At 61.3% G+C, this 25837-nt stretch carries 25 protein-coding genes and 1 tRNA gene; 20 read left to right on the top strand and 6 right to left on the bottom strand.

Annotated features, from left to right (window positions below; genetic code table 11):
- Nucleotides 1–10 precede the first annotated feature (10 nt).
- On the top strand, nucleotides 11–442 hold the full coding sequence (locus tag QU481_RS13830; RefSeq protein WP_289830611.1) for a DUF2147 domain-containing protein: 432 nt from the start codon (nucleotides 11–13) through the stop codon (nucleotides 440–442).
- A gap of 113 nt (nucleotides 443–555) precedes the next feature.
- Nucleotides 556–2601: an ATP-dependent DNA helicase RecG gene (recG, locus tag QU481_RS13825; RefSeq protein ID WP_289830610.1), complete on the top strand. Its 2046-nt coding sequence runs from the start codon at nucleotides 556–558 to the stop codon at nucleotides 2599–2601.
- A 405-nt stretch (nucleotides 2602–3006) separates the two neighbouring features.
- On the opposite strand, the gene QU481_RS13820 is transcribed toward recG, so the two are convergent.
- The 5 genes from QU481_RS13820 to pstS all read right to left on the bottom strand — a co-directional run bounded on the left by QU481_RS13820 (nucleotide 3007) and on the right by pstS (nucleotide 8488).
- The gene (locus QU481_RS13820; protein WP_289830609.1) at nucleotides 3007–4479 is read right to left on the bottom strand and encodes an inorganic phosphate transporter; all 1473 of its coding nucleotides are present in this window, start codon (nucleotides 4477–4479) and stop codon (nucleotides 3007–3009) included.
- Between the two features lie 227 nt (nucleotides 4480–4706).
- Entirely contained in the window at nucleotides 4707–5471 is a 765-nt protein-coding gene (gene pstB / locus QU481_RS13815) for a phosphate ABC transporter ATP-binding protein PstB (RefSeq protein ID WP_289830608.1), read from the bottom strand.
- A gap of 12 nt (nucleotides 5472–5483) precedes the next feature.
- Nucleotides 5484–6332, bottom strand: a complete 849-nt coding sequence (gene pstA / locus QU481_RS13810) for a phosphate ABC transporter permease PstA (protein WP_289830607.1) — start codon at nucleotides 6330–6332, stop codon at nucleotides 5484–5486.
- A 17-nt stretch (nucleotides 6333–6349) separates the two neighbouring features.
- On the bottom strand, nucleotides 6350–7312 hold the full coding sequence (gene pstC / locus QU481_RS13805) for a phosphate ABC transporter permease subunit PstC (RefSeq protein WP_289830657.1): 963 nt from the start codon (nucleotides 7310–7312) through the stop codon (nucleotides 6350–6352).
- A 138-nt stretch (nucleotides 7313–7450) separates the two neighbouring features.
- Nucleotides 7451–8488, bottom strand: a complete 1038-nt coding sequence (pstS, locus tag QU481_RS13800; protein WP_289830606.1) for a phosphate ABC transporter substrate-binding protein PstS — start codon at nucleotides 8486–8488, stop codon at nucleotides 7451–7453.
- Between the two features lie 163 nt (nucleotides 8489–8651).
- Between pstS and tpiA the strand changes: the two genes are divergently transcribed.
- The 18 genes from tpiA (at nucleotide 8652) to QU481_RS13710 (ending at nucleotide 24787) form a co-directional block, all read left to right on the top strand.
- Entirely contained in the window at nucleotides 8652–9431 is a 780-nt protein-coding gene (tpiA, locus tag QU481_RS13795; RefSeq protein WP_289830605.1) for a triose-phosphate isomerase, read from the top strand.
- Nucleotides 9397–9747, top strand: a complete 351-nt coding sequence (secG, locus tag QU481_RS13790; RefSeq protein WP_289830604.1) for a preprotein translocase subunit SecG — start codon at nucleotides 9397–9399, stop codon at nucleotides 9745–9747. The genes tpiA and secG overlap by 35 nt, the downstream gene beginning before the upstream one ends.
- A gap of 17 nt (nucleotides 9748–9764) precedes the next feature.
- Nucleotides 9765–9850 (top strand) — tRNA-Leu (locus tag QU481_RS13785).
- Nucleotides 9851–9945: 95 nt separating this feature from the next.
- Nucleotides 9946–10302 (top strand): NADH-quinone oxidoreductase subunit A, encoded by a 357-nt coding sequence (locus QU481_RS13780; RefSeq protein WP_289830656.1) that lies wholly within the window; start codon nucleotides 9946–9948, stop codon nucleotides 10300–10302.
- Nucleotides 10293–10769 (top strand): NuoB/complex I 20 kDa subunit family protein, encoded by a 477-nt coding sequence (locus tag QU481_RS13775; protein WP_289830603.1) that lies wholly within the window; start codon nucleotides 10293–10295, stop codon nucleotides 10767–10769. The genes QU481_RS13780 and QU481_RS13775 overlap by 10 nt, the downstream gene beginning before the upstream one ends.
- Before the next feature lie 12 nt (nucleotides 10770–10781).
- Complete coding sequence (locus QU481_RS13770; protein WP_289830602.1) at nucleotides 10782–11375, top strand: NADH-quinone oxidoreductase subunit C; 594 nt, start codon at nucleotides 10782–10784, stop codon at nucleotides 11373–11375.
- A complete protein-coding gene (locus QU481_RS13765) occupies nucleotides 11368–12621 on the top strand; it encodes an NADH-quinone oxidoreductase subunit D (protein ID WP_289830601.1) in 1254 nt (417 codons plus the stop codon). The genes QU481_RS13770 and QU481_RS13765 overlap by 8 nt, the downstream gene beginning before the upstream one ends.
- Nucleotides 12621–13094 carry an NADH-quinone oxidoreductase subunit NuoE gene (gene nuoE, locus QU481_RS13760; RefSeq protein WP_289830600.1) on the top strand — a complete coding sequence of 158 codons (474 nt, stop codon included), beginning with the start codon at nucleotides 12621–12623 and terminating at the stop codon, nucleotides 13092–13094. Before QU481_RS13765 ends, nuoE begins: the two co-directional genes overlap by 1 nt.
- Nucleotides 13095–14387, top strand: coding sequence for an NADH-quinone oxidoreductase subunit NuoF (nuoF, locus tag QU481_RS13755; RefSeq protein WP_289830599.1), 1293 nt, complete (start codon nucleotides 13095–13097; stop codon nucleotides 14385–14387).
- A 3-nt stretch (nucleotides 14388–14390) separates the two neighbouring features.
- Nucleotides 14391–16748: an NADH-quinone oxidoreductase subunit NuoG gene (nuoG, locus tag QU481_RS13750; RefSeq protein ID WP_289830598.1), complete on the top strand. Its 2358-nt coding sequence runs from the start codon at nucleotides 14391–14393 to the stop codon at nucleotides 16746–16748.
- Between the two features lie 3 nt (nucleotides 16749–16751).
- Nucleotides 16752–17798 carry an NADH-quinone oxidoreductase subunit NuoH gene (nuoH, locus tag QU481_RS13745; RefSeq protein WP_289830597.1) on the top strand — a complete coding sequence of 349 codons (1047 nt, stop codon included), beginning with the start codon at nucleotides 16752–16754 and terminating at the stop codon, nucleotides 17796–17798.
- A 29-nt stretch (nucleotides 17799–17827) separates the two neighbouring features.
- On the top strand, nucleotides 17828–18307 hold the full coding sequence (nuoI, locus tag QU481_RS13740) for an NADH-quinone oxidoreductase subunit NuoI (protein ID WP_289830655.1): 480 nt from the start codon (nucleotides 17828–17830) through the stop codon (nucleotides 18305–18307).
- A gap of 9 nt (nucleotides 18308–18316) precedes the next feature.
- A complete protein-coding gene (locus QU481_RS13735) occupies nucleotides 18317–18961 on the top strand; it encodes an NADH-quinone oxidoreductase subunit J (RefSeq protein WP_289830596.1) in 645 nt (214 codons plus the stop codon).
- A gap of 25 nt (nucleotides 18962–18986) precedes the next feature.
- Entirely contained in the window at nucleotides 18987–19292 is a 306-nt protein-coding gene (gene nuoK, locus QU481_RS13730; protein ID WP_289830595.1) for an NADH-quinone oxidoreductase subunit NuoK, read from the top strand.
- A 36-nt stretch (nucleotides 19293–19328) separates the two neighbouring features.
- Nucleotides 19329–21380, top strand: a complete 2052-nt coding sequence (gene nuoL / locus QU481_RS13725; protein WP_289830594.1) for an NADH-quinone oxidoreductase subunit L — start codon at nucleotides 19329–19331, stop codon at nucleotides 21378–21380.
- 44 nt (nucleotides 21381–21424) lie between these two features.
- Nucleotides 21425–22918: an NADH-quinone oxidoreductase subunit M gene (locus tag QU481_RS13720; RefSeq protein ID WP_289830593.1), complete on the top strand. Its 1494-nt coding sequence runs from the start codon at nucleotides 21425–21427 to the stop codon at nucleotides 22916–22918.
- A 10-nt stretch (nucleotides 22919–22928) separates the two neighbouring features.
- On the top strand, nucleotides 22929–24383 hold the full coding sequence (gene nuoN, locus QU481_RS13715; protein WP_289830592.1) for an NADH-quinone oxidoreductase subunit NuoN: 1455 nt from the start codon (nucleotides 22929–22931) through the stop codon (nucleotides 24381–24383).
- Between the two features lie 104 nt (nucleotides 24384–24487).
- Complete coding sequence (locus QU481_RS13710; protein ID WP_289830591.1) at nucleotides 24488–24787, top strand: DUF2818 family protein; 300 nt, start codon at nucleotides 24488–24490, stop codon at nucleotides 24785–24787.
- A gap of 57 nt (nucleotides 24788–24844) precedes the next feature.
- Here QU481_RS13710 and QU481_RS13705 read toward each other — a convergent pair whose 3' ends face one another.
- Entirely contained in the window at nucleotides 24845–25810 is a 966-nt protein-coding gene (locus tag QU481_RS13705) for an IS1595 family transposase (RefSeq protein WP_289830262.1), read from the bottom strand.
- Nucleotides 25811–25837: the final 27 nt, after the last annotated feature.

The following is a 25837-nucleotide window of genomic DNA, read 5'->3' as shown; positions in this document are numbered from 1 at the left end:
GAGTTTGTCCATGAAGCTGAAGATGCTCGCTGCCGCCACCTTGCTGGCCGGTTTTGCCGCCCACGCCTTCGCCGACACCGCCGCCGCCGGCACTTGGAAGACCATCGACGACGAGACCCATCAGCCCAAGGCGCTGGTGCAGATCAGCGAAAATGGCAGCGGCGAGCTGACGGGCAGGATCGTCAAGCTGTTCGTCAATCCGGACGTGCTGTGTAGCAAGTGCGACGGAGAGCGAAAGGACAAGCCGGTCAACGGCATGAATATCCTGTGGGGGCTGAAGAAGGACGGCGAGGGCTGGGAAGGTGGCAAGATCCTCGATCCGAAATCGGGCAAGGTCTACAGCGCCAAGATGAAGCTGATCGACGGCGGCAAGAAGCTGGAAGTGCGCGGCTTCCTCGGCGTGTCGCTGCTGGGTCGCACCCAGGTGTGGGAACGCCAGTAAGCGCGGGCGGCCAGCCCGCCGCACTGCGCAAAAACGGACGCGGGATGCGTCCGTTTTTGTTTTGACGGCTGTGGCGGGCGCTGCCCGGGCGCGAATCCCTTACAATCTCTCTCATGAACGCCATCGACCTAGCCCGCCAGCCGGTGCTGGCCGCCCCGGCCACCGCCAAGAAGCTCGAGAAGCTCGGCCTGCGCACTCGCTTCGACCTCGTGCTGCACCTGCCGCTGCGCTACGAGGATGAGACTCACCTGTTCCGCATCGCCGACGCACCGTACGGTTCGTCAGTGCTAGTCGAGGGCGAGGTGATTGCTGCCGAGGTGCAGTTCAAGCCGCGCCGTCAGCTGGTGGTACAGATCGAGGACACAAGCGGCACGCTGGTGCTGCGCTTCATCCATTTCTACCCGTCGCAGCAGCGGCAGCTCGCCAAGGGCAAGCGCGTCCGCGCGCTTGGCGAGATCCGCCGCGGCTTCCACGGCGACGAGATGGTCCACCCCAAGCTGCGCGAAGTGGAGGAGGGCGCGCCACTCGCCGAGCGGCTGACGCCGATCTATCCGACCGTCAACGGCCTGACCCAACCGGTGTTGCGCCGCATGGTGCAGAGCGAGCTAAAGGCGCAGTCGCTGGCCGATACGCTGCCCGAGATGGTGCGTCAGGATCTGGACCTGGTGCCGTTCGCCGATGCGGTGCGGCTGCTGCATTCGCCGACCCCGGACTACTCGGCCAAGACGCTGACCGATCCCAAGCTGCCGGCCTGGCAGCGGCTGAAGTTTGACGAGCTGCTCGCCCAGCAGCTATCGATGCGCCTCGCCTACCGCGCCAGACGCCAGGGGCGCGCGCCGCAGATCGTCGACCAGGGCGAGCTGCGCGGCCGACTCTCGGCCAGCCTGCCGTTCGCGCTGACCGGCGCGCAGCAGCGTGTGGTCGGCGAAATCCTCCAGGACCTCGATAAGCCGCACCCGATGCACCGGCTGTTGCAGGGTGACGTCGGCAGCGGCAAGACCATCGTCTCGGCGATGGCGGCGCTGGCGGCGATCGAGGCCGGCTTCCAGGTCGCGCTGATGGCGCCGACCGAGATCCTTGCCGAACAGCACTACATAAAGTTGTCCGCCTGGCTCGCGCCGCTCGGCATCGAAGTGGCCTGGCTGTCCGGCAGTCTGAAGAAGAAGCAGAAGACCGAGTCGCTTGCCGCCGTGGCCGACGGCCGCGCCCGGCTGGCGGTCGGCACCCATGCACTGTTCCAGGGAGACGTGGTGTTCCAGAACCTCGGTCTGTCCATCGTCGACGAGCAGCACCGCTTCGGTGTCGGCCAGCGCCTGGCGCTGAAGGACAAGGGTGGCGAGCCGCACCAGCTGATGATGTCGGCGACACCGATCCCGCGCACGCTGGCGATGAGCTTCTACGCCGACCTCGACGTATCGGTGATCGACGAGCTGCCACCCGGCCGTACCCCTATCGTCACCAAGCTGGTCGGTTCGGCGCGCCGAGACGAGGTGGTCGACTACGTGCGCCGCACCTGCGCCGGCGGCGGCCAAGCGTACTGGGTCTGCCCCTTGATCGAGGAGTCGGAGGCGCTGCAACTACAAACTGCTGTCGACACCCACCAGCAGTTGACTGAGGATTTGGCGCCACTATCGGTGGGCTTGGTGCACGGCCGAATGAAGTCGAGTGAGAAGGCCGAGGTGATGGGGCAGTTCTCGGGTAACGAGTTGCAGGTGCTGGTGGCGACGACAGTGATCGAGGTCGGGGTCGATGTGCCCAATGCCAGCCTGATGGTGATCGAGCACGCCGAGCGGATGGGGTTGGCGCAGTTGCACCAGTTGCGCGGCCGGGTCGGACGAGGCAGCGCCAAGAGTGTCTGCGTGTTGCTGTTCGAGACACCGCTGTCCGAGCTCGCGAAGGCGCGGCTGAAGGTGATCTACGAAAACACCGACGGTTTCGAGATTGCCCGTCAGGACCTGCAGATCCGTGGCCCAGGAGAGTTCCTGGGGGCGCGGCAGAGCGGTCTGCCGATGTTGCGCTTCGCCAATCTGGAAGAAGACCTGGAGCTCTTGGAGGCGGCTCGCCAGCTGGCGCCGGAAATGCTTAAGCGTTGGCCGAGCGAAGCCGAGTCGCACCTGGCGCGCTGGCTGGCCGGCCGCGAGCAATTCCTCAAGGCCTGAGCCTTCCCTGGAGCCCAAAAAAAAAGCCCCGGTCTGGTACGAATCAGACGGGGCGGCTTTGTTGTGGTAAGCAACAAAAAGGAGAAACCATGATGAATGAGGTTTCATGGTAGAAGTAATTTATCTTTACTTCAAGAATTAATTTAAGAAGAATTTCAATGAAAAGATAAGTGTCGACAGCTGTTCCGTCCCGGCTGAAAAAAAATAGCCCCGTCAGGGGAGGCGGGGCGAAAAGGGGTGCGGCAAATAACAAGGAGAAGCCACGATGAGAAGCATAAAGATGATAGTTTTTCAGAAAATGACGATCAATCGTTCGCAAAGCGCTATTTGACCTGCATCAAATTAGGCCGGCCCATGAAAAAAGCCACCGCGGTGGCTTTTTTCTGGTCACACGATGATCGGTTTTCAGTGGATGATCAGCGTAGAACCGTAGTACAGGGCGGCAGCCAACGCCATCGCGGCCGGCAGCGTAAACAGCCACGCGAGCAGGATGTTGCGAATCGTCGACCATTGCAGGCCGGCGCGTTCGGCCACCATCGTGCCGGCTACGCCGCTCGACAGGACGTGCGTGGTCGATACCGGCATGCCGAACAGATTGGCTAGGCCGATTGACACCGCCGCGGTCAGCTGCGCACAAACCCCTTGCGCATAAGTCATGTCCTTCTTGCCGATCTTCTCGCCGACCGTCAGTACCACGCGCTTCCAGCCGATCATCGTACCGACGCCGAGCGCTGCTGCCACCGCCAGGATCACCCACAGCGGCGCATACTCGGTGGTGACCGACAAGTCCTTGCGCAGCTCGGCGAGATGCTGCTTGTCCGCAGCCGTCAGCCCCGGCAGCTTAGCGGCGAGCTTGGCCGACTCGTCCAGGCACAGCAGGTCGGTGCGCACTTGCCAGCGCTGCGCCGGAGTCAGATTCCGGTAGCTCGTCGGCGCGTCGCCGATCAGCGAGCGAACGGCGTTGGCTCGTGCGTTAGTATCGTCCGGACGGCAGTGATCGGCATGGTCGTCGGTGCTGCTTACCGGCTTGGCCGGAAAGGTTGAAGCGATCAACGCCTGATTGTGGGCGTAGAAGTTCTGCAGATGCACTGCCGCGTCGCGGGTGCGTTCGATCTGGTACGGGGTGCTGTCCAGGTTCACGACGAACTTGGCCGGTACGATGCCGATCAGCACCAGCATAATCAGGCCGACGCCTTTCTGGCCGTCGTTCGAGCCGTGGGCGAAGCTCACGCCCATCGCCGACAGGATCAGCATGAAGCGGGTCCAGAATGGCGGGTGCTTGCGCCCCTCGATCTGCTGGCGCTGGAACGGCGACTTATGCATGTTCGAACTTGGCATGAAACGGCGCAGCAGCACCAGCAGGATGCCAGACATCATGAAACCGACCAGCGGCGAAACCAGCAACGACATGCCCACTTCAACGGCCTTGGCCCAGTTGATGCCATCGGATACCGAGCCGTGGGTGAGCACGGCGTTGGTAATGCCGACGCCGAGAATGGAGCCGATCAGCGTGTGGCTGCTCGACGCCGGCAGCCCGAAATACCAGGTGCCCAGGTTCCAGACGATCGCCGCCGCGAGCAGCGAGAACACCATCGCCAAGCCCTTGCCGGTGTTTACCGTCACCAGGAGGTCGACAGGGAGCAGGTGCACGATGGCGTAAGCAACAGCCAGGCCGCCGGTGAGCACGCCGAAAAAGTTGAAGATGCCGGAGCCGATCACGGCCCACTGGGGCTTCATCGACTGGGTGTAGATGACTGTCGCAACCGCGTTGGCGGTGTCGTGAAAGCCATTAATGAACTCAAAGGCGAGGACGAATCCAAGCGACAGGACCAGGGTCACGGCCACATACATGTCCAACCCTGAAAAGAGGTCCAGCATGACTGTTACACATATGTTTTAACGAAGGCGCGATTGTTGGCGGCCGGGCCGCTTGCGTCAAGTGGATAAGTCAACTTTGCTGCCGCGTTGGTGCGAATCGCACAGCCGCTAGGTGCAATTCTTGACGGATCGCTGGATATTACGTTTGGATGGTCGGCTAAGCGGCTAATAAATAAAGAAAAACCCCCGCGTCGGGCGGGGGTTGTCAATACATTTGCCGGGTTTTTTTAGCCGAATTTACCGGTGATGTAATCTTCGGTCGCCTTTTGCTTAGGCGCGGTGAAAATCCGGTCGGTCTCGCCCACCTCGACCAGCTCGCCCAGGTACATGTAGGCGGTGTAGTCGGACACGCGGGCCGCCTGCTGCATATTGTGGGTCACGATGGCGATCGTGTAGTCCTCTTTGAGCTCGTTGATCAGCTCCTCGATGTGCGCGGTCGAGATCGGGTCGAGTGCCGAAGTCGGTTCGTCGAGCAGTAGCACTTCCGGTTTCGATGCGACGGCGCGGGCGATGCACAAGCGCTGCTGCTGGCCGCCGGACAGCGAGTTGCCCGACTGCTTGAGCTTGTTCTTCACCTCTTCCCATAGCGCGGCCTTCTTCAGCGCCCATTCAACCCGGTCGTCCATCTCTGAGCGCGACAGCTTCTCATACAGCTTCACACCGAAGGTGACATTGTCGTAGATCGACATCGGGAACGGCGTCGGCTTCTGGAACACCATGCCTACCTTGGCGCGCAGCAGGTTAACGTCGACGCCATGGCTGAGGATATTGTCGCCCTCGAGCATAATCTCGCCTTCGGCGCGCATCCCCGGGTACAGCTCGAACATGCGGTTGAAGGTGCGCAGCAGCGTCGATTTGCCGCAGCCGGACGGGCCGATGAAGGCGGTCACCTTCTTGGCCGGGATCTGCAGATTGATGCCCTTGAGCGCGTGGAAGTTGCCGTAATAGAAGTTCAGGTTGTTGACCTGGAGCTTGGGAGTGTGGGTAGTCATATCCATCAAGCCTTAATGCGAAGCGGTTTTCTGGCTGCCGAGCCAGCGAGCAAGAATGTTCAGGGAGAGTACCGACAGCGTGATCAGCAAGGCGCCGGCCCAGGCCAGCGTGTGCCAGTCCTCGTACGGGCTCATCGCGAACTGGAAGATCACCATCGGCAGGTTGGCCATCGGCTGGTTCATATTGCTGTTCCAGAACTGGTTGTTCAGCGCGGTGAACAGCAGCGGGGCCGTCTCGCCAGAGATGCGCGCCACGGCCAGCAGAATGCCGGTAATCACGCCGGCCTTCGCCGAGCGCAGCGTCACATGCATGATCACCTTCCACTGTGGCGCGCCCAGCGCAGCAGCCGCTTCGCGCAGGCTGTTCGGCACTAAACGCAGCATGTTCTCGGTGGTGCGCACCACCACCGGGATCACCAGCAGCGCCAGCGCAAACGAGCCGGCCCAGCCGGAGAAGTGGCCGACCGAGACCACGTACACTTCATAGACAAACAGGCCGATCACGATCGACGGCGCCGACAGCAGGATGTCATTGATGAAGCGGGTCACTGGAGCGAGCCAGCCGCGTTGGCCGAATTCGGCCAGATAAATGCCGGCTAGGGTGCCGATCGGGGTGCCGATCAGCGTGCCGAACAAGGTCATCAGCAAGCTGCCGTAGATCGCGTTGGCAAGGCCGCCGGCACTGCCCGGTGGCGGCGTGCTCTTCAGAAAGACATTGGCGTGCAGGCCGGAAAAACCGTGCGCAAACAGCGTCCACAGGATCCAGGCCAGCCAGAACAGGCCGAACACCATGGCGAACATCGACGCACCCATATTGAGCGCGTTGACGAGTCGGCGACGCCGATAGATGGCGGGATTCATTCTCTAGGGGTCTCGCGTCAGGTCGGTTTGCCTTCCTGCTTCTTCAGACGCAGCAGCAGCAGCTTGGAGCAGGCAAGGACGATAAAGGTAATGAAGAACAGGATCAGGCCCAGTTCGATTAGCGACGCCAGGTAGAGCTTGCCGTTTGCTTCCGCAAACTCGTTGGCCAGCGAGGAGGCGATCGAGTTGCCCGGTTCGAATAGACCGGTGGCGAAGTTGCTCGAGTTGCCGATCACGAAGGTCACGGCCATCGTCTCGCCAAGCGCGCGGCCGAGGCCGAGCATCACGCCGCCGACCACGCCGGTCTTGGTATAAGGCAGGACCACGTAACGCACGACTTCCCAGGTGGTCGAGCCCAGTCCGTAGGCCGACTCCTTCAGCATCGTCGGCACGACCTCGAACACGTCGCGCATCACCGAGGCGATGAACGGGATGATCATGATCGCCAGGATCAGGCCGGCGGTGAACATGCCGATGCCCATCGGCGCCCCCTGAAACAGGAAGCCGATCAGCGGCCACTCGCCGACATGATCAATCAGCCATGGCTGGATATGCTCGCCGAAGAACGGCGCGAACACGAACAGGCCCCACATGCCGTAGATGATCGACGGAATGCCGGCCAAGAGTTCCACCGCGATACCTAGTGGTCGTTTCAGCCACACTGGACACAGCTCGGTCAGGAACAGCGCGATGCCGAAGCTCGCCGGCACGCCGATCAGGAGCGCGATGAAAGAGGTCACCAGCGTGCCATAGATCGGAACCAGCGCACCGAACTTGCCGCCCACCGGATCCCAGTCGCTGCTGGCGAGGAAGTGCCAGCCATACGTCTGGATGCTGGGCATTGCACCGACCAGCAGTGACAGCATGATGCCGACCAGCAGCGCCAGCACCAGGAAGGCAAAGCCACGGGTCACCAGCCGGAACAGCTTGTCGAGCATCAGTTGCCGGCGCAGATGCTGTTCGTCCTGGTATTTGCCCATATTCAGCTCTTGGCGCAGCAGGTATTGCTCGTTTGGGTACTTGTCCATGCAAAGCTCTTAGAGTTAAGACAAAAAGCCGGGGAGAGCTTCCCCGGCCTTCTCGCCCAGCCGCCGGCAGGCGGCCCGCTCAGGGGCGAATTACTTCCAAAGCGCCTTGCCGCTGTCGTCGCTGATCTGCTTCCAGCTGGCGCGGATCAGGCTCTTGGTCGCGGCCGGCATCGGCACATAGTCGAGATGCTGAGCCAGGCCGTCACCATTGCTGTAGGCCCAGTCGAAGAACTTCAGCGCCTCTTCGCCCTGCGCCGGCTTGTCCTGTTTCTTGTGCATCAGGATAAAGGTCGCGCCGGTGATCGGCCAGCTGTCCTTGCCAGGCTGGTTGGTCAGGATCAGGTAGAAGCCCGGAGCCTTCTTCCAGTCGGCGTTGGCGGCAGCGGCCTTGAAGGTGGTGTCGACCGGCTGGACGAAGTTGCCGGCGGCGTTCTGCAGCGAAACGTGGGCGATCTTGTTCTGCTTGGCGTAAGCGTACTCAACGTAGCCGATCGAACCCTTGATGCGGGTCACGTAGTTGGCGACGCCCTCGTTACCCTTGCCACCGACACCGGTTTTCCAGCTAACCGCGGTGTTCGAGCCAACGCTGCTGCTCCATTCCGGCGATACCTTCGACAGGTAGTTGGTGAACAGGAAGGTGGTGCCCGAGCCGTCCGAGCGACGTACCACGGTAATCTTCTGATCCGGCAGCTTGACGTTCGGGTTCAGCTTGGCCAGGGCCGGGTCGTTCCACTTAGAGACCTTGCCCAGATAGATGTCGGCCAGCACCGGGCCGGTCATTTTCAGTTGGCCCGCTGCCACGCCCGGTACGTTGACCACCGGCACCACGCCGCCCATCACGGTCGGGAACTGCAGCAGACCGGACTTTTCCAGGTCTTCCGGCTTCAGCGGCATGTCGGACGCGCCAAAATCGACGGTCTTCGACTGAATCTGCTTGATGCCACCGCCCGAGCCGATCGACTGGTAGTTCATGTTGTTGCCGGTCTTGCCCTTGTAGGCCTCAGCCCACTTGGCGTACAGCGGGTACGGGAAAGTGGCACCAGCGCCGGTGATGTCGGCGGCGAAGGCCGAACCGACGAAAGCGGTCGACAGGACAAATGATGCGGCCAAACGAATGGTGGTTTTCATGCAAACTCCAAGTTAGCGGCGTGTGTTGTGATGGCCGCATCCTAGTCGCTGTTCTTTTCAGTAATATTACACGTAGTCGATTGCCGTCTGGCCGAGGGTTGGACGCTCCGGGCTCCCCTTCTATACAATGCCGCCAATTTTTCCCTCTCTATAGAAGCATTCAATGGACAAACTGGTCATCGGAAACTGGAAGATGAATGGCCGCCGCTCGGCCAATGGCGCGCTGCTCGCAGCCTTGCTGGGAGAGACCGCGTGCAACCGCCGCGGGGTCAGTGTCGCGGTGCCTGCCGTTTACCTCGCCGATGTCGCGGCCCAGCTGGCCGGCCAGTCCCTGACGCTTTCAGCCCAGGACGTCAGCCAGTTCGCCGACGACGGTGCCTACACTGGCGAAGTATCCGCCGCGATGTTGGCCGAGTTCGGGATCGAATATGTATTGCTCGGGCACTCGGAGCGGCGCCAGTATTTTGGCGAGGACAACCGGCTGCTCGGCGCCAAGTTCGATGCGGCGAGCAACGCTGGCTTGGTGCCGGTGCTATGTGTCGGCGAAACGCTGGCCGAGCGCGAGGCAGGGCAGGCAGAGTCGGTCATTGCAACCCAGCTTGAGGTATTGCTCGGCCGTGCGAGCGGCCATCTGGTGATCGCCTACGAGCCTGTGTGGGCAATTGGGACCGGTAAAGTCGCAACGATCGAACAGATCGCTGCAATGCATGCCCATATCAAACAATGGGTATTGCAAAACGCCAAGGGGGCTGATAGTATTCGCGTCCTCTACGGCGGTAGCGTCAAGGCAGAGAACGCGGACGCGGTTCTGTCAACGCCGAACGTAGACGGTGCGCTGGTAGGAGGTGCCTCACTTAATGCCAGTGCGTTCCGAAAGATTTGCGAAGCCGCCGAAAAGTTGATACAGTATGGAAATTCTCAAGACGTTAATTTGGGTTGTTAATCTGATCTCTGCGATCACCATCATCGTCCTTGTTTTGATGCAGCATGGCAAGGGCGCTGATGCGGGTGCGGCATTTGGTTCCGGTGGTTCTTCCGGTAGCCTGTTTGGCGCAACGGGTTCGGCCAACTTCTTGAGTCGTACGACTGCTATTGCGGCCGTTGTGTTTTTTGCCACGTCGTTGGGTCTCGTTTATCTGTCTGGGGGCGGAAAAAGCGATCTGGGCGTAATGGCTGGCAAGGTGGAACATCAAGCAGCTCCGCAAGTCCCGAGCGGTGCTGCGAACAACAAACCTACCGGTAGCAAAATACCGGAGTAAAAACTGTTTATGTACGTGCCGACATGGTGAAATTGGTAGACACGCTATCTTGAGGGGGTAGTGGCCGTAGGCTGTGTGAGTTCGAGTCTCACTGTCGGCACCATCATTCAAAAAACGCCACCGGGAGCCTTCCCGGTGGCGTTTTTTACTTGGAGCCAAGGGGGTCAACAACCTCCTTTTTTTAGGGGTGTTCGGGAAATGCTGCAAAATTACTTTCCCATCTTGTTGTTTGTCATCGTCGGGCTCTTGGTCGGCGTCGGTCCTATCCTTTTGGGTAGGATTCTAGCTCCCAATAAACCCGACCCTGAGAAACTCTCGCCTTATGAGTGCGGTTTCGAAGCCTTCGAAGATGCCCGCATGAAATTCGACGTGAGATATTATCTCGTCGCTATTCTCTTCATCCTGTTCGATCTGGAAATTGCCTTCCTGTTTCCGTGGGCCGTTGTGTTCAAAGAACTGGGCATGTTCGGTTTTGGCGTGATGATTGAATTCATCGCCGTCCTGACGATCGGCTTTGTCTATCTGTGGAAAAAGGGAGCGCTGGAATGGGAGTAGAAGGGATTCTCGAGAAGGGCTTCGTCACCACGACGGCTGACAAGCTCATCAACTGGACTCGTACCGGTTCGCTGTGGCCGATGACTTTCGGTCTGGCCTGCTGCGCGGTGGAAATGATGCATGCCGGTGCATCGCGCTATGACCTCGACCGCTTCGGCATCGTATTCCGCCCGAGTCCGCGTCAGTCTGACCTGATGATCGTGGCAGGCACGCTGTGCAACAAGATGGCGCCCGCCCTGCGCAAGGTATACGACCAGATGGCCGAACCGCGCTGGGTAATCTCCATGGGCTCCTGTGCCAACGGCGGTGGTTACTACCATTATTCCTACTCGGTAGTGCGAGGCTGCGATCGCATCGTGCCAGTGGATGTCTACGTGCCGGGCTGCCCGCCGACGGCCGAGGCGCTGCTCTACGGCATCATCCAGCTGCAAAACAAGATCAAACGCACCTATACCATCGCCCGTTAAGGTACTACGTCTATGGCCTCCAAACTGGAAGCGCTCAAGTCGGTAGTCGAGCAGGTCCTGGGCGGCAAGCTGGTTTCGGCCACGCTTGCGCTTGATGAGCTGACTATCGTCTGCAAGGCGGCGGATCTGACCGACGTGGCCACCACGTTGCGCGATCATGCCGGCCTGTCTTTTGAACAATGCACCGACCTGTGCGGTATGGACTACAGCAGCTATCGCGATGAGCCGTGGGACGGCCCGCGCTTTGCTGTCGTCCTGCACTTGCTGTCGATCAAGCACAACTGGCGCCTGCGTCTGCGCGCCTTCGCCGAGGAAGACGACTTCCCGGTGGTGCCGTCGCTGGTGAATGTCTGGAACGGCATCAACTGGTTTGAGCGCGAGGCGTTCGATCTGTACGGCATCGTGTTCGACGGTCACCCCGACCTGCGTCGTTTGTTGACCGATTATGGCTTCGTAGGCCACCCGTTCCGCAAGGACTTCCCGATTTCCGGCTATGTCGAGATGCGCTACGACCCGGCCGAGGGCCGCGTGGTCTACCAGCCGGTAACCATCGAGCCGCGCGAAATCACGCCGCGCATCATTCGCGAGGAGAACTACGGTGGCTAACATCCGTAACTACACGCTGAACTTCGGTCCGCAGCACCCGGCCGCACACGGCGTGTTGCGCCTGGTGCTGGAGCTCGACGGTGAAGTGATCGAACGTGCCGACCCGCACATCGGCCTCCTGCACCGCGGCACCGAGAAGTTGGCCGAAACCCGTACCTTCATCCAGTCGCTGCCGTACATGGACCGTCTCGACTACGTGTCGATGATGTGCAACGAGCATGCCTACTGCCTGGCGATCGAAAAGCTGACCGGCGTGGACGTGCCGCTGCGCGCCCAGTACATCCGCGTGATGTTCGCCGAGATCACCCGTGTCCTGAACCACCTGCTGTGGATCGGTGCACACGCGATCGACATCGGCGCGATGACCGTGTTCCTGTACGCGTTCCGCGAGCGCGAAGATCTGATGGACTGCTATGAGGCAGTGTCGGGCGCGCGTATGCACGCGGCTTATTTCCGTCCGGGTGGCGTGTATCGCGACCTGCCTGACACGATGCCGCAATACAAAGCATCGAAAATCCGCAATGCCAAGGCGATTGCCGAGCTCAATGCCAACCGCCAGGGTTCGATGCTCGACTTCATCGAAGACTTCGCTGACCGCTTCCCGAAGTGCGTCGACGACTACGAGACGCTTTTGACCGACAACCGGATCTGGAAGCAGCGTACCGTGGGCATCGGCGTGGTGACGCCGGAGCGTGCGCTGCAGCTGGGCTTCAGCGGCCCGATGCTGCGTGGTTCGGGCATCGAGTGGGACCTGCGCAAGAAGCAGCCGTACGACGTCTACGACCGCCTCGACTTCGACATCCCGGTCGGCGTGAACGGCGATTGCTACGACCGCTATCTGGTGCGCGTTGAAGAAATGCGCCAGTCCAACCGCATCATCAAGCAGTGCGTTCAGTGGCTGCGTGCCAACCCGGGTCCGGTGATCTCCGAGAACCACAAGGTGGCGCCGCCGTCGCGCGAATCGATGAAGTCGAACATGGAAGAGCTGATCCACCACTTCAAGCTGTTCACCGAAGGCATGCACGTGCCGGAAGGCGAGGCTTACGCAGCGGTGGAACACCCGAAGGGCGAATTCGGCATCTATCTCGTGTCCGATGGCGCCAACAAACCGTACCGCCTGAAGATCCGCGCGCCTGGCTATGCCCACTTGGCCGGCCTCGACGAAATGTGCCGCGGTCACATGATTGCTGACGTGGTCGCGATCATCGGTACGCAGGATATCGTGTTTGGGGAGATTGACCGCTGATGTTGTCCGCAGAATCGCTCGCGCTGATTGACCGCGAGCTCGCCAAATACCCTGCCGACCAGCGCCGTTCCGCCGTGATGGGCGCGCTGCGCATCGCGCAGCAGGAGAAGGGGTGGCTCGCCACCGAAACCATCGAGTTCGTCGCCAACTACATCGGCATTGCGCCGGTGGCGGCCTACGAAGTGGCTTCGTTCTACAACATGTACAACCTGAAGCCGGTCGGCAAGTACAAGCTGACCGTCTGCACCAATCTGCCCTGTGCCCTGTCCGGCGGCGTGAACGCGGCCGAATACCTGTCGAAGAAACTCGGCATCGGCCTGGGCGAGACCACCGCCGACGGCAAGTACACCCTGCTGGAAGGGGAGTGCATGGGTGCCTGCGGCGACGCGCCGGTGCTCCTGGTGAACAACCATAAGATGTGCAGCTTCATGACGCCCGAAGCAATCGACAAGAAGCTGGCGGAGTTGGAATAAATGGCAATCTTCGTCAATGGCGTGATTTTCGAAGGGGTCGACACGTCCGATCCCAACTGCTGGCGTCTCGACGCCTACATGGCGCGCGGCGGCTACCAGGCGCTCAAGTCCATCCTGTCGGCCAAGATGCCGCAGGAGGACGTGATCGCCGAAGTGAAGGGCTCCGGCCTGCGCGGCCGTGGCGGCGCAGGCTTCCCGACCGGCCTGAAGTGGTCGTTCATGCCGCGCTCCTTCCCGGGTGACAAATACGTCGTCTGCAATACTGATGAGGGCGAACCGGGTACTTTCAAGGACCGCGACATTATCGTCTTCAACCCGCACGCGCTGATCGAAGGCATGATCATCGCCGGGTACGCGATGGGCGCGAAGGCCGGTTACAACTACATCCACGGCGAGATTTTCGAAGCTTACGAGCTGTTCGAAGCCGCGCTGGACGAGGCCCGCAAGGCTGGCTTCCTCGGCGAGAACATCCTCGGCTCGGGCTTCAATTTTGACCTGTTCGCTCACCATGGCTACGGCGCCTACATCTGCGGCGAGGAAACCGCGCTGCTCGAGTCGCTGGAAGGCAAAAAGGGCCAGCCGCGCTTCAAGCCGCCGTTCCCGGCCTCGTTCGGCCTGTACGGCAAACCGACCACGATCAACAACACCGAATCGTTCGCGTCGGTACCGTTCATCATCAAGGATGGCGCGCAGAAGTTCCTCGAACTGGGCAAGCCGAACAACGGCGGCACTAAGCTGTTCTCGATCTCCGGTCACGTGAATCGTCCGGGCAACTACGAGATTCCGCTGGGCACCCCGTTCTCCGAGCTGCTGGAAATGGCCGGCGGGATGAAGGGCGGCAAGCTCAAGGCGGTGATCCCGGGCGGTTCTTCCGCTCCGGTGCTGCCGGCCGATATCATGATGCAATGCACGATGGACTATGACTCGATCTCCAAGGCGGGCTCGATGCTAGGTTCCGGTGCGGTGATCGTGATGAACGAGCACGTCTGCATGGTCAAGGCGCTGGAGCGTCTGGCCTACTTCTACCACGAGGAATCGTGTGGCCAGTGCACGCCGTGCCGTGAGGGTACCGGCTGGCTGTACCGCGTGATCCACCGGATTCTCAACGGCGAAGGCCGTCCGGGCGATCTCGAATTGCTGGACTCGGTCGGCAACAACATGGCGGGCCGCACGATCTGCGCGCTGGCCGACGCCGCCGTCTTCCCGGTTCGTAGTTTCACCAAGCACTTCCGCAATGAGTTCGAATACCTGATCGAACACAAGAAGCCGCTGGTGAATCACAAATGGTGTTGAGCGATGCTTGAAATCGAAATTGACGGTAAGAAACTGACGGTGCCGCAAGGCAGCACCGTGATGGAAGCCGCCCACTCCGTCGGGACCTACATCCCGCACTTCTGCTACCACAAGAAGCTGTCGATCGCGGCCAACTGCCGCATGTGCCTGGTAGAAGTGGAAAAGGCGCCGAAGCCGCTGCCGGCCTGTGCCACTCCGGTCACCGACGGCATGAAGGTTCACACCCATTCCGACATGGCCGTGAAGGCGCAGCAGGGGGTGATGGAGTTCCTGCTGATCAACCACCCGCTCGACTGCCCGATCTGCGACCAGGGCGGCGAATGCCAGCTGCAGGACATCGCGGTCGGCTACGGTGGCGGCGAATCGCGCTACCAGGAAGAGAAGCGCGTGGTGGTCGGCAAGGACATGGGCCCGCTGGTGTCGGCCGAAGAAATGTCCCGCTGCATCCACTGCACCCGCTGCGTGCGCTTCACCGAAGAGATCGGCGGTTTCCAAGAAATCGGCATGGGCAACCGTGGCGAGTTCTCGGAGATCATGCCGTTCCTCGGCAAGACCGTGGATTCGGAAATCTCCGGCAACGTGATCGACCTGTGCCCGGTCGGCGCGCTGACCTCCAAGCCGTTCCGCTACAGCGCCCGTCCGTGGGAGCTGTCGCGCCGCAAGTCGGTGGCCCCGCACGACGGCCTCGGCTCCAACCTGATCGTTCAGGTGAAGGACCACGAGGTCAAGCGCGTGCTGCCACTGGAGAACGAGGCGATCAACGAGTGCTGGATCTCCGACCGTGACCGCTTCTCGTACGAAGCGCTGAACTCGTCGGCCCGCCTGAAGAATCCGATGATCAAGTTCGACGGCAAGTGGCACGACACCGACTGGCAGACTGCGCTCGAGTATGTGGTCAAGGGCCTGAAGGGCGTGTCGACCGACCACGGCAAGGACGCCGTTGGCGTGCTGGCCGGGGCGCACTCGACCACCGAAGAACTGTTCCTGCTGCAGAAGCTGGCGCGCGAGTTCGGTGTACACAACATCGACCACCGCCTGCGTCGCAGCGACTTCCGCGCCGATGCCGCCAAGCAGGGCGTCGAGTGGCTGGGCAGCAGCATCGTCGACTTCGCCGCGGCCAAGTCGCTGCTGGTGATCGGATCGACGCTGCGCAGCGAGCAGCCGCTCTTGACCGCGCGTCTGCGTCAGGCGGTGAAGAAGGGCGCCGAGCTCAACATTATCCACAGCGCCGACGACAATCTGCTGATCGATGTCAAAGGTAAGCTGATCGTCGCCCCGGGCGCGCTGGCCAACGCCGTCGCCCAGGTGCTGAAGGCCGTGGTCGAGATCAAGGGGGGCGACACCGCCATCGATCTGGCCGCCGTGACCGTTTCCGATGCTGCACGCGCCATCGCGCAGAGCCTCGCCAACGGCGAAACCGCGGCGTTGGCACTGGGTGCCGCTGCCCAGCACAACCCGGCCTACGCCGACCTCGTGGCGCTGAGCCAAGAGATCGCCCGTCTGACCGGCGCGAGCTTCGGCGTGCTGAGCGTGGCCGGCAACAGCGTCGGTGCCGAGCTGGTCGGTGTGCTGCCGAAGCGCGGCGCCTTTGGTGCCAGCGTGACCGCTGGCGCCAACGCGGCCGAGATGATCGCCGCCCCGCGCAAGGCCTACGTGTTGTTCAACACCGAGGTGGAAGCCGACAGCTACGACGGCCAGGCTGCCGTGGCCGCGATGAAGCAGGCCGCCACCGTGATCGCGTTCACCGCGTTCAAGGGCGACGGGTTGCTGGAGTACGCCGACGTGCTGCTGCCGATCGCGCCGTTCACCGAGACCGCCGGCTCCTTCGTCAACATGGAAGGCAAGCTGCAGTCGTTCAATGGCGTGGTGCGTCCGCTGGGCGAGACCCGCCCGGGCTGGAAGGTGCTGCGCGTGCTGGGCAACCTGCTCGGCCTCGCCGGTTTCGAGTACACCTCGGTGGAAGAGATCCGGGGCGAGCTGACCGCCGCCGGCGACATCGCCGAGACGCTGAACAACCAGCTGGCCAGCGTTACGGCCAACGTGATCGCCGCCGATGCCGGCCTGACCCGTGTCGCCGATGTGCCGATGTTCCATGTCGACCCGATCACCCGTCGTGCCGAATCGCTGCAGGCAACCCGTCACGCCGTGACTCCGGAGGCTTCGGCTCATCCGGCGACGCTGGCTGAAGCCGGCATCGCCGATGGCGACAGCGTGGTGGTGAAGCAGGGCAGTGGCGAAGCGCGCGTGATTGCCCGTGCCGACGCGGCATTGCCGCAAGGTGTCGTGCGTCTGGTGGCGGCCCATCCGGCCACCGTGGCGCTCGGCGGTCTGTTCGACCCGATTGAAATCAAGCGAGGGTAAGCGATGGAGTTGCTGCAAAACCTTCTCGGCCTCGAGGCCGGTCTGACCGTCTGGACCGTGCTGAAGATCGTCGCCATCGTCGCCCCGATGATGATCACGGTGGCCTATCTGACCCTGGCCGAGCGTAAAGTGATCGGCTGGATCCAGCTGCGTATCGGCCCGAACCGGGTCGGTCCGCGTGGCCTGCTGCAGCCGCTGGCCGACGGTGTGAAGCTCCTGATGAAGGAGATCATTCTGCCGACCGCGTCGAACAAGAGCTTGTTCCTGATCGGTCCGGTGCTGTCGATCATGCCGGCGCTGGTGGCCTGGGCAGTGGTGCCGTTCACCGACCACCTGGTGCTCTCCAACATCGACGCCTCGCTGCTGTTCGTGATGGCGATTACCTCGATGGGCGTGTATGGCGTGATCGTGGCCGGCTGGGCCTCAAACTCGAAGTACGCCTTCCTCGGCGCGATGCGTTCTGCGGCCCAGATCGTCTCGTACGAGATCGCGATGGGTTGCGCGCTGGTCGGCGTGCTGATGGTGTCGGGCAGCCTGAACCTCGTTGCTATCGTGCAGCAGCAGGCGCACGGCATGGCCGGCGGCTCGCTGTTCTCGTGGAACTGGCTGCCGCTGTTCCCGATGTTCCTCGTCTACCTGATCTCGGGCGTGGCCGAAACCAACCGTGCCCCGTTCGACGTGGCCGAGGGCGAGTCGGAAATCGTCGCCGGTTTCCACGTGGAATACTCGGGCATGGCGTTCGCGGTGTTCTTCCTGGCCGAATACGCCAACATGATTCTGGTTGCCGCAATGACCGCCATCATGTTCCTGGGTGGCTGGCTGTCGCCGTTCCCGGCTTCGTGGGGCTTCCTCGGCGCGTCCGGCTTTGGCTGGTTGGCCGTGAAGATGGCCTTCGTGCTGTACTGCTTCCTGTGGTTCCGTGCGACCTTCCCGCGTTACCGCTACGACCAGATCATGCGTCTGGGTTGGAAAGTGTTCATTCCGGTGACGCTGGTGTGGCTGCTCGTGGTTGGCGCGTGGATGATGAGCCCGCTGACGCTGTGGCACTAAACCGGGCCTGAGAGAAGAGCATCGATATGATCCGAAATTTTTTCAAAACCTTCCTGTTGGTGGAACTGGTGAAGGGCCTGGTACTGACCGGCAAGCACATGTTCGCCCGCAAGATCACCGTGCAGTTCCCGGAAGAGAAGACGCCGATTTCGCCGCGTTTCCGGGGCCTGCATGCGCAGCGCCGCTACGCCAACGGTGAAGAGCGTTGCATCGCCTGTAAGTTGTGCGAAGCGGTGTGCCCGGCACTGGCGATCACCATCGAGTCGGAGCAGCGGGAGGACAACACCCGCCGCACCACCCGGTACGACATCGACCTGACCAAGTGCATCTTCTGCGGTTTCTGCGAAGAGGCCTGCCCGGTCGACGCCATCGTCGAAACGCATATTTTCGAATACCACGGCGAAAAGCGTGGCGACCTCTACTACACCAAGCCGATGCTGCTGGCCATTGGTGATAAGTACGAGGCGGAAATCGCTGCCAACAAGGCGGCCGACGCCAAGTACCGCTAAGGGGAAGCCATGAACTTTCAAACTGTAGTGTTTTACGTGCTGTCGGCGATCCTGATTTTCGCGAGCCTTCGCGTGATCACCGCCAAGAACCCGGTGCATGCCGCGCTGTTCCTGGTGCTGGCGTTCTTCACGAGCGCCGGCCACTGGCTGCTGATGCAGGCCGAGTTCCTGGCGATCACCCTGGTGCTGGTGTACGTCGGCGCGGTGATGGTGCTGTTCCTGTTCGTGGTGATGATGCTCGATGTCAATTTCGAGCAGCTTCGCGAGGGCTTCTGGCGAAACCTGCCGCTGGCCGGCACGGTGGCGCTGATCATGGTCGGCGAAATGGCGCTGATCCTGATGAGCCCGGAAGCTCAGCTCAGCCACTACCAGGCAGCTGCTCCGCTGGCCGCCGACGCGAGCAACGTCAAAGAACTGGGTCGCCAGCTCTACACCACCTACCTGTTGCCGTTTGAACTGGCGTCGGTGGTGCTGCTGGTCGGTATGGTCGCCGCGATCGCGCTGACCATGCGCAAGCGCAAGGACAACAAGACCGTCAATCCGGGCCTCCAGGTGAAGGTGCGTCGCGACGACCGCGTGCGCCTCGTCAAGATGGATGCCGAGAAGAAGCCTGCCCAGCCGGAAACCGCTGACGCAGCCGAGCAACAGGCCTGATGGCCATAACGATTGGGGAGTAACCGTGCTGACGTTGACTCACTTCCTGGTGCTGGGCGCGATCCTGTTTGCCATTAGCGTGCTGGGCATCTTTTTGAACCGTAAGAACGTGATCGTGTTGTTGATGGCGATCGAGCTGATGCTGCTCGCCGTGAACTTCAACTTCATCGCGTTCTCGCACTACCTGTCCGACACGGCAGGCCAAATCTTCGTCTTCTTCATCCTGACCGTGGCCGCCGCCGAATCGGCGATCGGCCTTGCGATCCTGGTGGTGCTGTTCCGCAATCTGAACACCATCAATGTGGAAGACTTGGGCCGCCTGAAGGGTTAAGGCAAACCGGATACCAAACTACAAAGCACGAGAAGCATGGATATGATGAGCTTATACCTGCTGATTGCGCTCTCACCATTGGTGGGGTCGATCATTGCAGGCTTGTTTGGATGGGCGATCGGTCGTCGCGCGGCACACGTCGTGACGATCCTCGGTGTGGCCGTTTCGGCGGTCTTCTCGCTCAAGGTGCTTCATGCCTTCCTGACCGGGCAGGCGGAAGTGTTCAACGCGCCGGTGTACACCTGGCTGACGGTCGGGGGCTACGAGTTCTCGGTCGGCTTCCTGGTCGACTCGCTGACCGCGATCATGCTGGTAGTGGTGACCAGCGTGTCGTTGATGGTGCATATCTACACCATCGGCTACATGCAGGATGACCCGGGTTACCAGCGTTTCTTCAGCTACATTTCGCTGTTTACCTTCTCGATGTTGATGCTGGTGATGAGCAACAACTTCGTCCAGCTGTTCTTCGGGTGGGAAGCAGTGGGTCTGGTGTCGTACCTGCTGATCGGCTTCTGGTTCAAGCGGCCGACTGCGATCTTCGCCAACCTGAAGGCCTTCCTGGTCAACCGTGTCGGTGACTTTGGCTTCCTGCTGGGTATCGGCCTGGTGCTGGCCTACTTCGGCGGCTCGCTGAACTACAGCGACGTGTTCGCTGCAGCGCCGGCGCTGGCTAGCAAGACCATCCAGATCTTCCCGGGTGTGGACTGGTCGCTGTTGACCGTGACCTGCATCCTGCTGTTCGTCGGCGCGATGGGTAAGTCGGCCCAGTTCCCGCTGCACGTGTGGCTGCCGGACTCGATGGAAGGCCCGACTCCGATCTCGGCACTGATCCACGCCGCGACCATGGTGACCGCCGGCATCTTCATGGTGTCGCGCATGAGCCCGCTGTTCGAGATGTCGGATACCGCGCTGAACGTGATTCTGGTGGCCGGTTCGATCACCGCGCTGTTCATGGGCTTCCTGGGCGTGGTGCAGAACGACATCAAGCGTGTGGTTGCGTACTCGACGCTGTCGCAGCTCGGTTACATGACCGTGGCGCTGGGCGCTTCGGCCTACTCGGTCGCCATGTTCCACGTGATGACGCACGCCTTCTTCAAGGCACTGCTGTTCCTCGGCGCCGGTTCGGTGATCATTGGCATGCACCATGATCAGGACATGCGCAATATGGGCGGTCTGCGCAAATACATGCCGATTACCTGGATCACCTCGCTGATCGGCTCGCTGGCGCTGATCGGTACTCCGTTCTTCTCGGGTTTCTACTCGAAGGACTCGATCATCGAGGCGGTACATGCGTCGCATCTGCCGGCAGCGCAATATGCGTACATTGCGCTGGTTATCGGCGTGTTCGTGACTGCGTTCTACTCGTTCCGGATGTACTTCCTGGTGTTCCATGGCAAGGAGCGCTGGATGGAGAACCATGATTCCCATCACGCGCACGATGAGGACCACGAAGACGAAGAAGTGACCGCCGACCACCATCACGGTCTGGCTCCGGATCAAACGCCGCACGAGTCGCCGTGGGTGGTGACGCTGCCGCTGGCGCTGTTGGCGATCCCTTCGGTGCTGGTGGGCTGGTTCGCGATCAAGCCGCTGGTATACGGCGACTTCTTCAAGGGCGTGATCCATATCGACGCTGCCCGTCATCCGGGCATGAGCGAGTTGGCCGAAGAGTTCCACGGCCCGATGGCGATGGCTCTGCACTCGCTGACCAGCCTGCCGCTGTGGCTGGCGATCGCCGGCGTGGCGACGGCCTGGGTGTTCTATATGAAGGCCCCGCAGATCCCGGCGAAGATCAAATCGACCTTCGCTCCGGTCAACACCCTGCTCGAGAAGAAGTACTTCTTCGACGAGATCTATTTCGCGGTGTTTGCCAAGGGCTCGCGTGCGCTGGGTACGCTGTTCTGGAAAGTCGGTGACATGCTGCTGATCGACGGCCTGATCGTGAACGGCACGGCCAAGCTGGTCGGCGCGTTCTCCAAGGTGGTACGTCGGATGCAGACCGGCTTCATCTACAGCTACGCCACTACCATGATCGTCGGGGTCCTGGCCCTGGTGACGATCTGGTTCGCCCAGCTCATCCTGCGTTGATGCGGGCGCAAGGGATTAGAAAAACACAATAGGCTCAACAAACCATGTTCGAGAATCTACTCAGTCTGACGGTCTGGACACCGATCGTGGCGGGCATCCTGGTGCTCGCTACCGGTGGCGACCAGCGTGCGCCGCTGGCGCGCTGGATCGCGCTGGCCGGGGCGCTGGCCGGTCTGGCCGTTTCGCTGCCGCTTTACACCGGCTTTGACAATCTGAACGGTGGCATGCAGTTCGTCGAGATGAAGCCTTGGATCGACGCACTGAACATCCACTACCATCTGGGCGTGGACGGCATCTCGATGCTGTTCATCATCCTCAACAGCTTCACCACGCTGATGGTGGTGGCGGCTGGCTGGCAGGTGATCGAGAAGCGCGTCGCGCAGTACATGGCGGCCTTCCTGATCATGTCGGGCCTGATCAACGGCGCGTTCGCCGCGCTGGACGCGATCCTGTTCTACGTGTTCTTCGAGGGCATGCTGATCCCGATGTATCTGATCATCGGGGTGTGGGGTGGTCCGCGTCGGGTGTACGCGTCGATCAAGTTCTTCCTGTACACGCTGCTCGGTTCGCTGCTGATGCTGGTGGCGTTCATCTACCTGTACTTCCAGGCAGGCAAGAGCTTCGACATCATGGCCTTCCACGATCTGAAGATCGCGTTGTCGACTCAGGTGCTGCTGTTCATCGCCTTCTTCCTGTCGTTCGCGGTGAAGGTGCCGATGTGGCCGGTACACACCTGGCTGCCGGATGCCCACGTGGAAGCGCCGACTGGCGGTTCGATGGTGCTGGCTGCGATCACGCTGAAGATCGGTGCGTACGGTTTCCTGCGGTTCGCGCTGCCGATTCTGCCGGATGCGTCGCGCGAGCTTGCGCCGTTCATTGTGGCGCTGTCGCTGATCGCGGTGGTGTACATCGGCTTGGTGGCGCTGGTACAGACCGACATGAAGAAGCTGGTGGCGTACTCGTCGATCTCGCACATGGGTTTTGTGACGCTGGGTCTCTTTATGTTCACCGGCAGCCACCTGAACCAGTGGGCCGTGGAAGGTGCGCTGGTGCAGATGGTGTCGCACGGCTTCGTGTCGGCCGCGATGTTCTTCTGCATCGGGGTGATGTACGACCGCGTGCACAGCCGCAACATTGCCGACTACGGCGGTGTGGTGAACAAGATGCCGATCTTCGCGGCGTTCATGATGCTGTTCGCGATGGCCAACTCCGGCCTGCCGGCTACTTCTGGCTTCGTCGGTGAATTCATGGTGATCATGGGTGCGGTACAGGTGAACTTCTGGTTTGCGTTTGCTGCGGCCTCCACGCTGATCTTCGGTGCGGCCTACACGCTGTGGATGTACAAGCGCGTGATCTTCGGCGACGTCGGCAACGATCATGTGGCCGAGATGAAGGACGTGAACAAGCGCGAATTCCTGATCCTGGCCATTCTGGCGATCACCGTGCTCGGCATGGGTCTGTTCCCGCAGGCATTCGTGTCCAAGATGCACCTGGCGGTCAACGATCTGATCGCCCACGTCGCTCAAAGCAAGCTCTAAGGAATAGTCAATGAATTGGGCTGATCTCAACATGATACCGGCGGCGCCGGAGCTGTTCATGCTCTCGGCGATCCTGCTGATCCTGCTCGTCGACATGTGCCTGTCCGACGAACAACGCGGCATCACTTATGGGCTGTCGCTGCTGACGCTGGTCGGCACTGCCGCGGTGCAGCTGTATACCTACACGCCGTACCCGGTGTACACCTTCTCGAACATGTTCGTGGCCGACCCGATGGGCGACATCGTCAAGCTGGCCATGTACGGCACCACCTTCCTGGTGCTGGTGTATACCCGCCAGTACGTGGTCGAGCGTGACATCTTCAAGGGCGAGTATTTCACTCTGTCGCTGTTCGCCCTGTCTGGCATGAACTTTATGGTCAGCGCCACGCACTTCGTGTCGCTGTATATCGGCCTGGAACTGCTGTCGCTGTCGCTCTACGCGCTGATCGCGATGCAGCGCGACTCGATCCCGGCGACCGAAGCGGCGATGAAGTACTTCGTGCTCGGCGCGCTGGCTTCGGGCCTCTTGCTGTACGGCATGTCGATGGTTTACGGCGCGACCGGTTCGCTGTTCCTGCAGGATGTTGCCAAAGCCATCACCGGCGGTTCGGCCAACCATGTGCTGCTGGTGTTCGGCCTGGTATTCATCGTGGCTGGCCTGGCATTCAAACTGGGCGCCGTGCCGTTCCACATGTGGGTGCCGGACGTGTACCAGGGCTCTTCGACCGCGCTGGCGATGATGATCGGTGCCGCGCCGAAGCTGGCCGCGTTCGTGTTCGTGCTGCGCATTCTGGTGCAAGGCCTGGGGCCGCTGGTCGCCGACTGGCAGGGCATGCTGGTGATCATCGCCGTACTGTCGATGGCCATCGGCAACATCACCGCAATTGCCCAGACCAACGTCAAGCGTCTTCTGGCGTACTCGACTGTTTCGCACATGGGCTTCCTGCTGCTGGGCTTGATCGCCGGCACGCCGGAGGGCTATAGCGCGGCGCTGTTCTACACCGTGATCTACGTGCTGATGTCGCTGGTCGGCTTCGGCATCCTGCTCGCGCTGTCGCGCGCCGGCTTCGAGTGCGAGACGCTGGAGGACCTGAAGGGCCTGAACCAGCGCAACAGCTGGTACGCCTTCCTGATGCTGCTGGCGATGTTCTCGATGGCCGGTATCCCGCCGCTGGTCGGCTTCTACGCGAAGCTGGCGGTGATCAAGGCGGTGGTCGACATCGGCCTGATCTGGCTGGCGGTCGTGGCGGTGGTAATGTCGCTGATCGGCGCGTTCTATTACCTGCGCGTGGTGAAGTACATGTACTTCGACGACAAGCAGGACAACAGCCCGATCGTGGTGCGCGGCGACATGAAGCTGGTGCTGTCGGTCAACGCGATCGCCCTGCTGGTGCTCGGTGCGCTGCCTGAACGCCTGCTGGTGCTGTGTGTCGAAGCGATGAAGCAGTCGCTTAACGCCCTGTAAACCGTTTCGACGGTGGGTTCACGACGGCGGCTGTGACCGGGTTTTCCCGGTACAGCCGCCGCTGTCATGAGGGTGGCTGCAAACCTATAGGAAGAGGAAGCAACGTGGAAGTCAGCGTCATTACCCTGTTGATCGTGGCCGTGCTGGCCGCGAATCTGCCGTTCGTCAGCAACCGGTTGGCCTGTATCAAGACGATAGGGCGCAAGCATTTCGGCTGGCAGCTGCTCGAGCTGGTCGTGCTGTTCCTGTTGGTCGGCGGACTGGCCCGGCTGATGGAGGCTAGGCTCGGTCCGGTGCATGAGCAGCACTGGCAGTTCTACGTGACGACGTTTGCGCTGTTTCTGGTGTTTGCGTTCCCTGGCTTCGTGATGCGCCACTTCTGGAAGCGCCCTCACAGCGGGTGAGGCTAGTTGGACAAGTCGAACAGAAAACCGCCAGGGCGAGAGCCGCTTTTTTTTAGGCTATGTCACCGTTAGGTGTGGAAACTTGCCAAGAGCACCATCCAGGAGGGCTGCCGGCGTGCTGATACGGTGGGCGTCAAGGTGTCGGCGCCAGCCCAAGTAGTTGGGTAAGTACTTAGTCGCCACGCCGTGGAAGCGGTTGAGCCACGCGCGTAGGCGACTGTGGTAGGCATTGACGTTCTGAACGTGGTAAGCCCCCCGAACACGGCGACCTGCCTTGAGATTGACCGCCTCATGCGAGATGTTAGCCTCGCGGGCGAAGTACCGGTAGGTGGCATTCCCATCGCTCACCAACAGCACGTCTTTGTCGAGAACAGCCGGCAAGACCGCTTTGAGTTGTGCCTTGGTCACTTGCCCTTTCCCCGTCACAAAGTCGAGGGTTTGCCCACTGCGGTCGCGGGCGACCAGCACACAGACTTGCTGTTTGGACAAGCCACGCAAACTCGCGACGCCCCCGCGCCGACGCGAGGAGCGCTGCAGGTGGTGGGCGCCTTTTTCCGATTCGAGCAGATAGGTTTCGTCGGCCTCGGTAATGCCGAACAGGCGGGCCGGACGGTCGTCTTTCAGCCAGGCCAGGAAACGGTGACGCCAGCGAAATGTCGTGTTCCGATGCAGGCCCAGCATCCCGGCTGAGCGGCGCACCGTCAGCGAATCCAGCATCGCCTGGCTGTAGCCGAGCCACTTCTCCCTCCGGCGGAGCCGGGCTAGTGGGGTGTTCGTCAGCGCGTTGAAAGTTCTCTGGCAGCGCCGGCAGCGATACCGCTGCAAACCATGAGCCGTTCCATGCCGGTAGGCCGCGGTGGTCCCGCAATGTGGGCAAGCCTTATCGGCTAGCCGTGACTCAATGAGGGCTCTGCAGCGTTCGGTGTCATCGTGTTCCCGCAATGCATCAGCAAGCCGCTCTCGCTGACGCCTCGTCAGACGGGACACATGGCTCAGCCACCGTTCAAACTCAGTCGCTTTCATCATCTCCCCCGTCGTGATGACCATCAA

Source organism: Crenobacter oryzisoli (assembly GCF_030385785.1).
Classification (GTDB): Bacteria; Pseudomonadota; Gammaproteobacteria; order Burkholderiales; family Chromobacteriaceae; genus Crenobacter_A; species Crenobacter_A oryzisoli.
The sequence above is the reverse complement of the archived record's forward strand: the minus strand, read 5'-3'. Positions and strand labels throughout refer to the sequence as shown.

Bases quoted from the DNA above. Each gene is read 5' to 3' on its own strand.
- QU481_RS13830 (WP_289830611.1), top strand. From the start codon at position 11: ATGAAGCTGAAGATGCTCGCTGCCGCCACCTTGCTGGCCGGTTTTGCC.
- recG (WP_289830610.1), top strand. From the start codon at position 556: ATGAACGCCATCGACCTAGCCCGCCAGCCGGTGCTGGCCGCCCCGGCC.
- QU481_RS13820 (WP_289830609.1), bottom strand. From the start codon at position 4,479: ATGCTGGACCTCTTTTCAGGGTTGGACATGTATGTGGCCGTGACCCTG.
- pstB (WP_289830608.1), bottom strand. From the start codon at position 5,471: ATGACTACCCACACTCCCAAGCTCCAGGTCAACAACCTGAACTTCTAT.
- pstA (WP_289830607.1), bottom strand. From the start codon at position 6,332: ATGAATCCCGCCATCTATCGGCGTCGCCGACTCGTCAACGCGCTCAAT.
- pstC (WP_289830657.1), bottom strand. From the start codon at position 7,312: ATGGGCAAATACCAGGACGAACAGCATCTGCGCCGGCAACTGATGCTC.
- pstS (WP_289830606.1), bottom strand. From the start codon at position 8,488: ATGAAAACCACCATTCGTTTGGCCGCATCATTTGTCCTGTCGACCGCT.
- tpiA (WP_289830605.1), top strand. From the start codon at position 8,652: ATGGACAAACTGGTCATCGGAAACTGGAAGATGAATGGCCGCCGCTCG.
- secG (WP_289830604.1), top strand. From the start codon at position 9,397: ATGGAAATTCTCAAGACGTTAATTTGGGTTGTTAATCTGATCTCTGCG.
- QU481_RS13780 (WP_289830656.1), top strand. From the start codon at position 9,946: ATGCTGCAAAATTACTTTCCCATCTTGTTGTTTGTCATCGTCGGGCTC.
- QU481_RS13775 (WP_289830603.1), top strand. From the start codon at position 10,293: ATGGGAGTAGAAGGGATTCTCGAGAAGGGCTTCGTCACCACGACGGCT.
- QU481_RS13770 (WP_289830602.1), top strand. From the start codon at position 10,782: ATGGCCTCCAAACTGGAAGCGCTCAAGTCGGTAGTCGAGCAGGTCCTG.
- nuoE (WP_289830600.1), top strand. From the start codon at position 12,621: ATGTTGTCCGCAGAATCGCTCGCGCTGATTGACCGCGAGCTCGCCAAA.
- nuoF (WP_289830599.1), top strand. From the start codon at position 13,095: ATGGCAATCTTCGTCAATGGCGTGATTTTCGAAGGGGTCGACACGTCC.
- nuoG (WP_289830598.1), top strand. From the start codon at position 14,391: ATGCTTGAAATCGAAATTGACGGTAAGAAACTGACGGTGCCGCAAGGC.
- nuoH (WP_289830597.1), top strand. From the start codon at position 16,752: ATGGAGTTGCTGCAAAACCTTCTCGGCCTCGAGGCCGGTCTGACCGTC.
- QU481_RS13735 (WP_289830596.1), top strand. From the start codon at position 18,317: ATGAACTTTCAAACTGTAGTGTTTTACGTGCTGTCGGCGATCCTGATT.
- nuoL (WP_289830594.1), top strand. From the start codon at position 19,329: ATGGATATGATGAGCTTATACCTGCTGATTGCGCTCTCACCATTGGTG.
- QU481_RS13720 (WP_289830593.1), top strand. From the start codon at position 21,425: ATGTTCGAGAATCTACTCAGTCTGACGGTCTGGACACCGATCGTGGCG.
- nuoN (WP_289830592.1), top strand. From the start codon at position 22,929: ATGAATTGGGCTGATCTCAACATGATACCGGCGGCGCCGGAGCTGTTC.
- QU481_RS13705 (WP_289830262.1), bottom strand. From the start codon at position 25,810: ATGAAAGCGACTGAGTTTGAACGGTGGCTGAGCCATGTGTCCCGTCTG.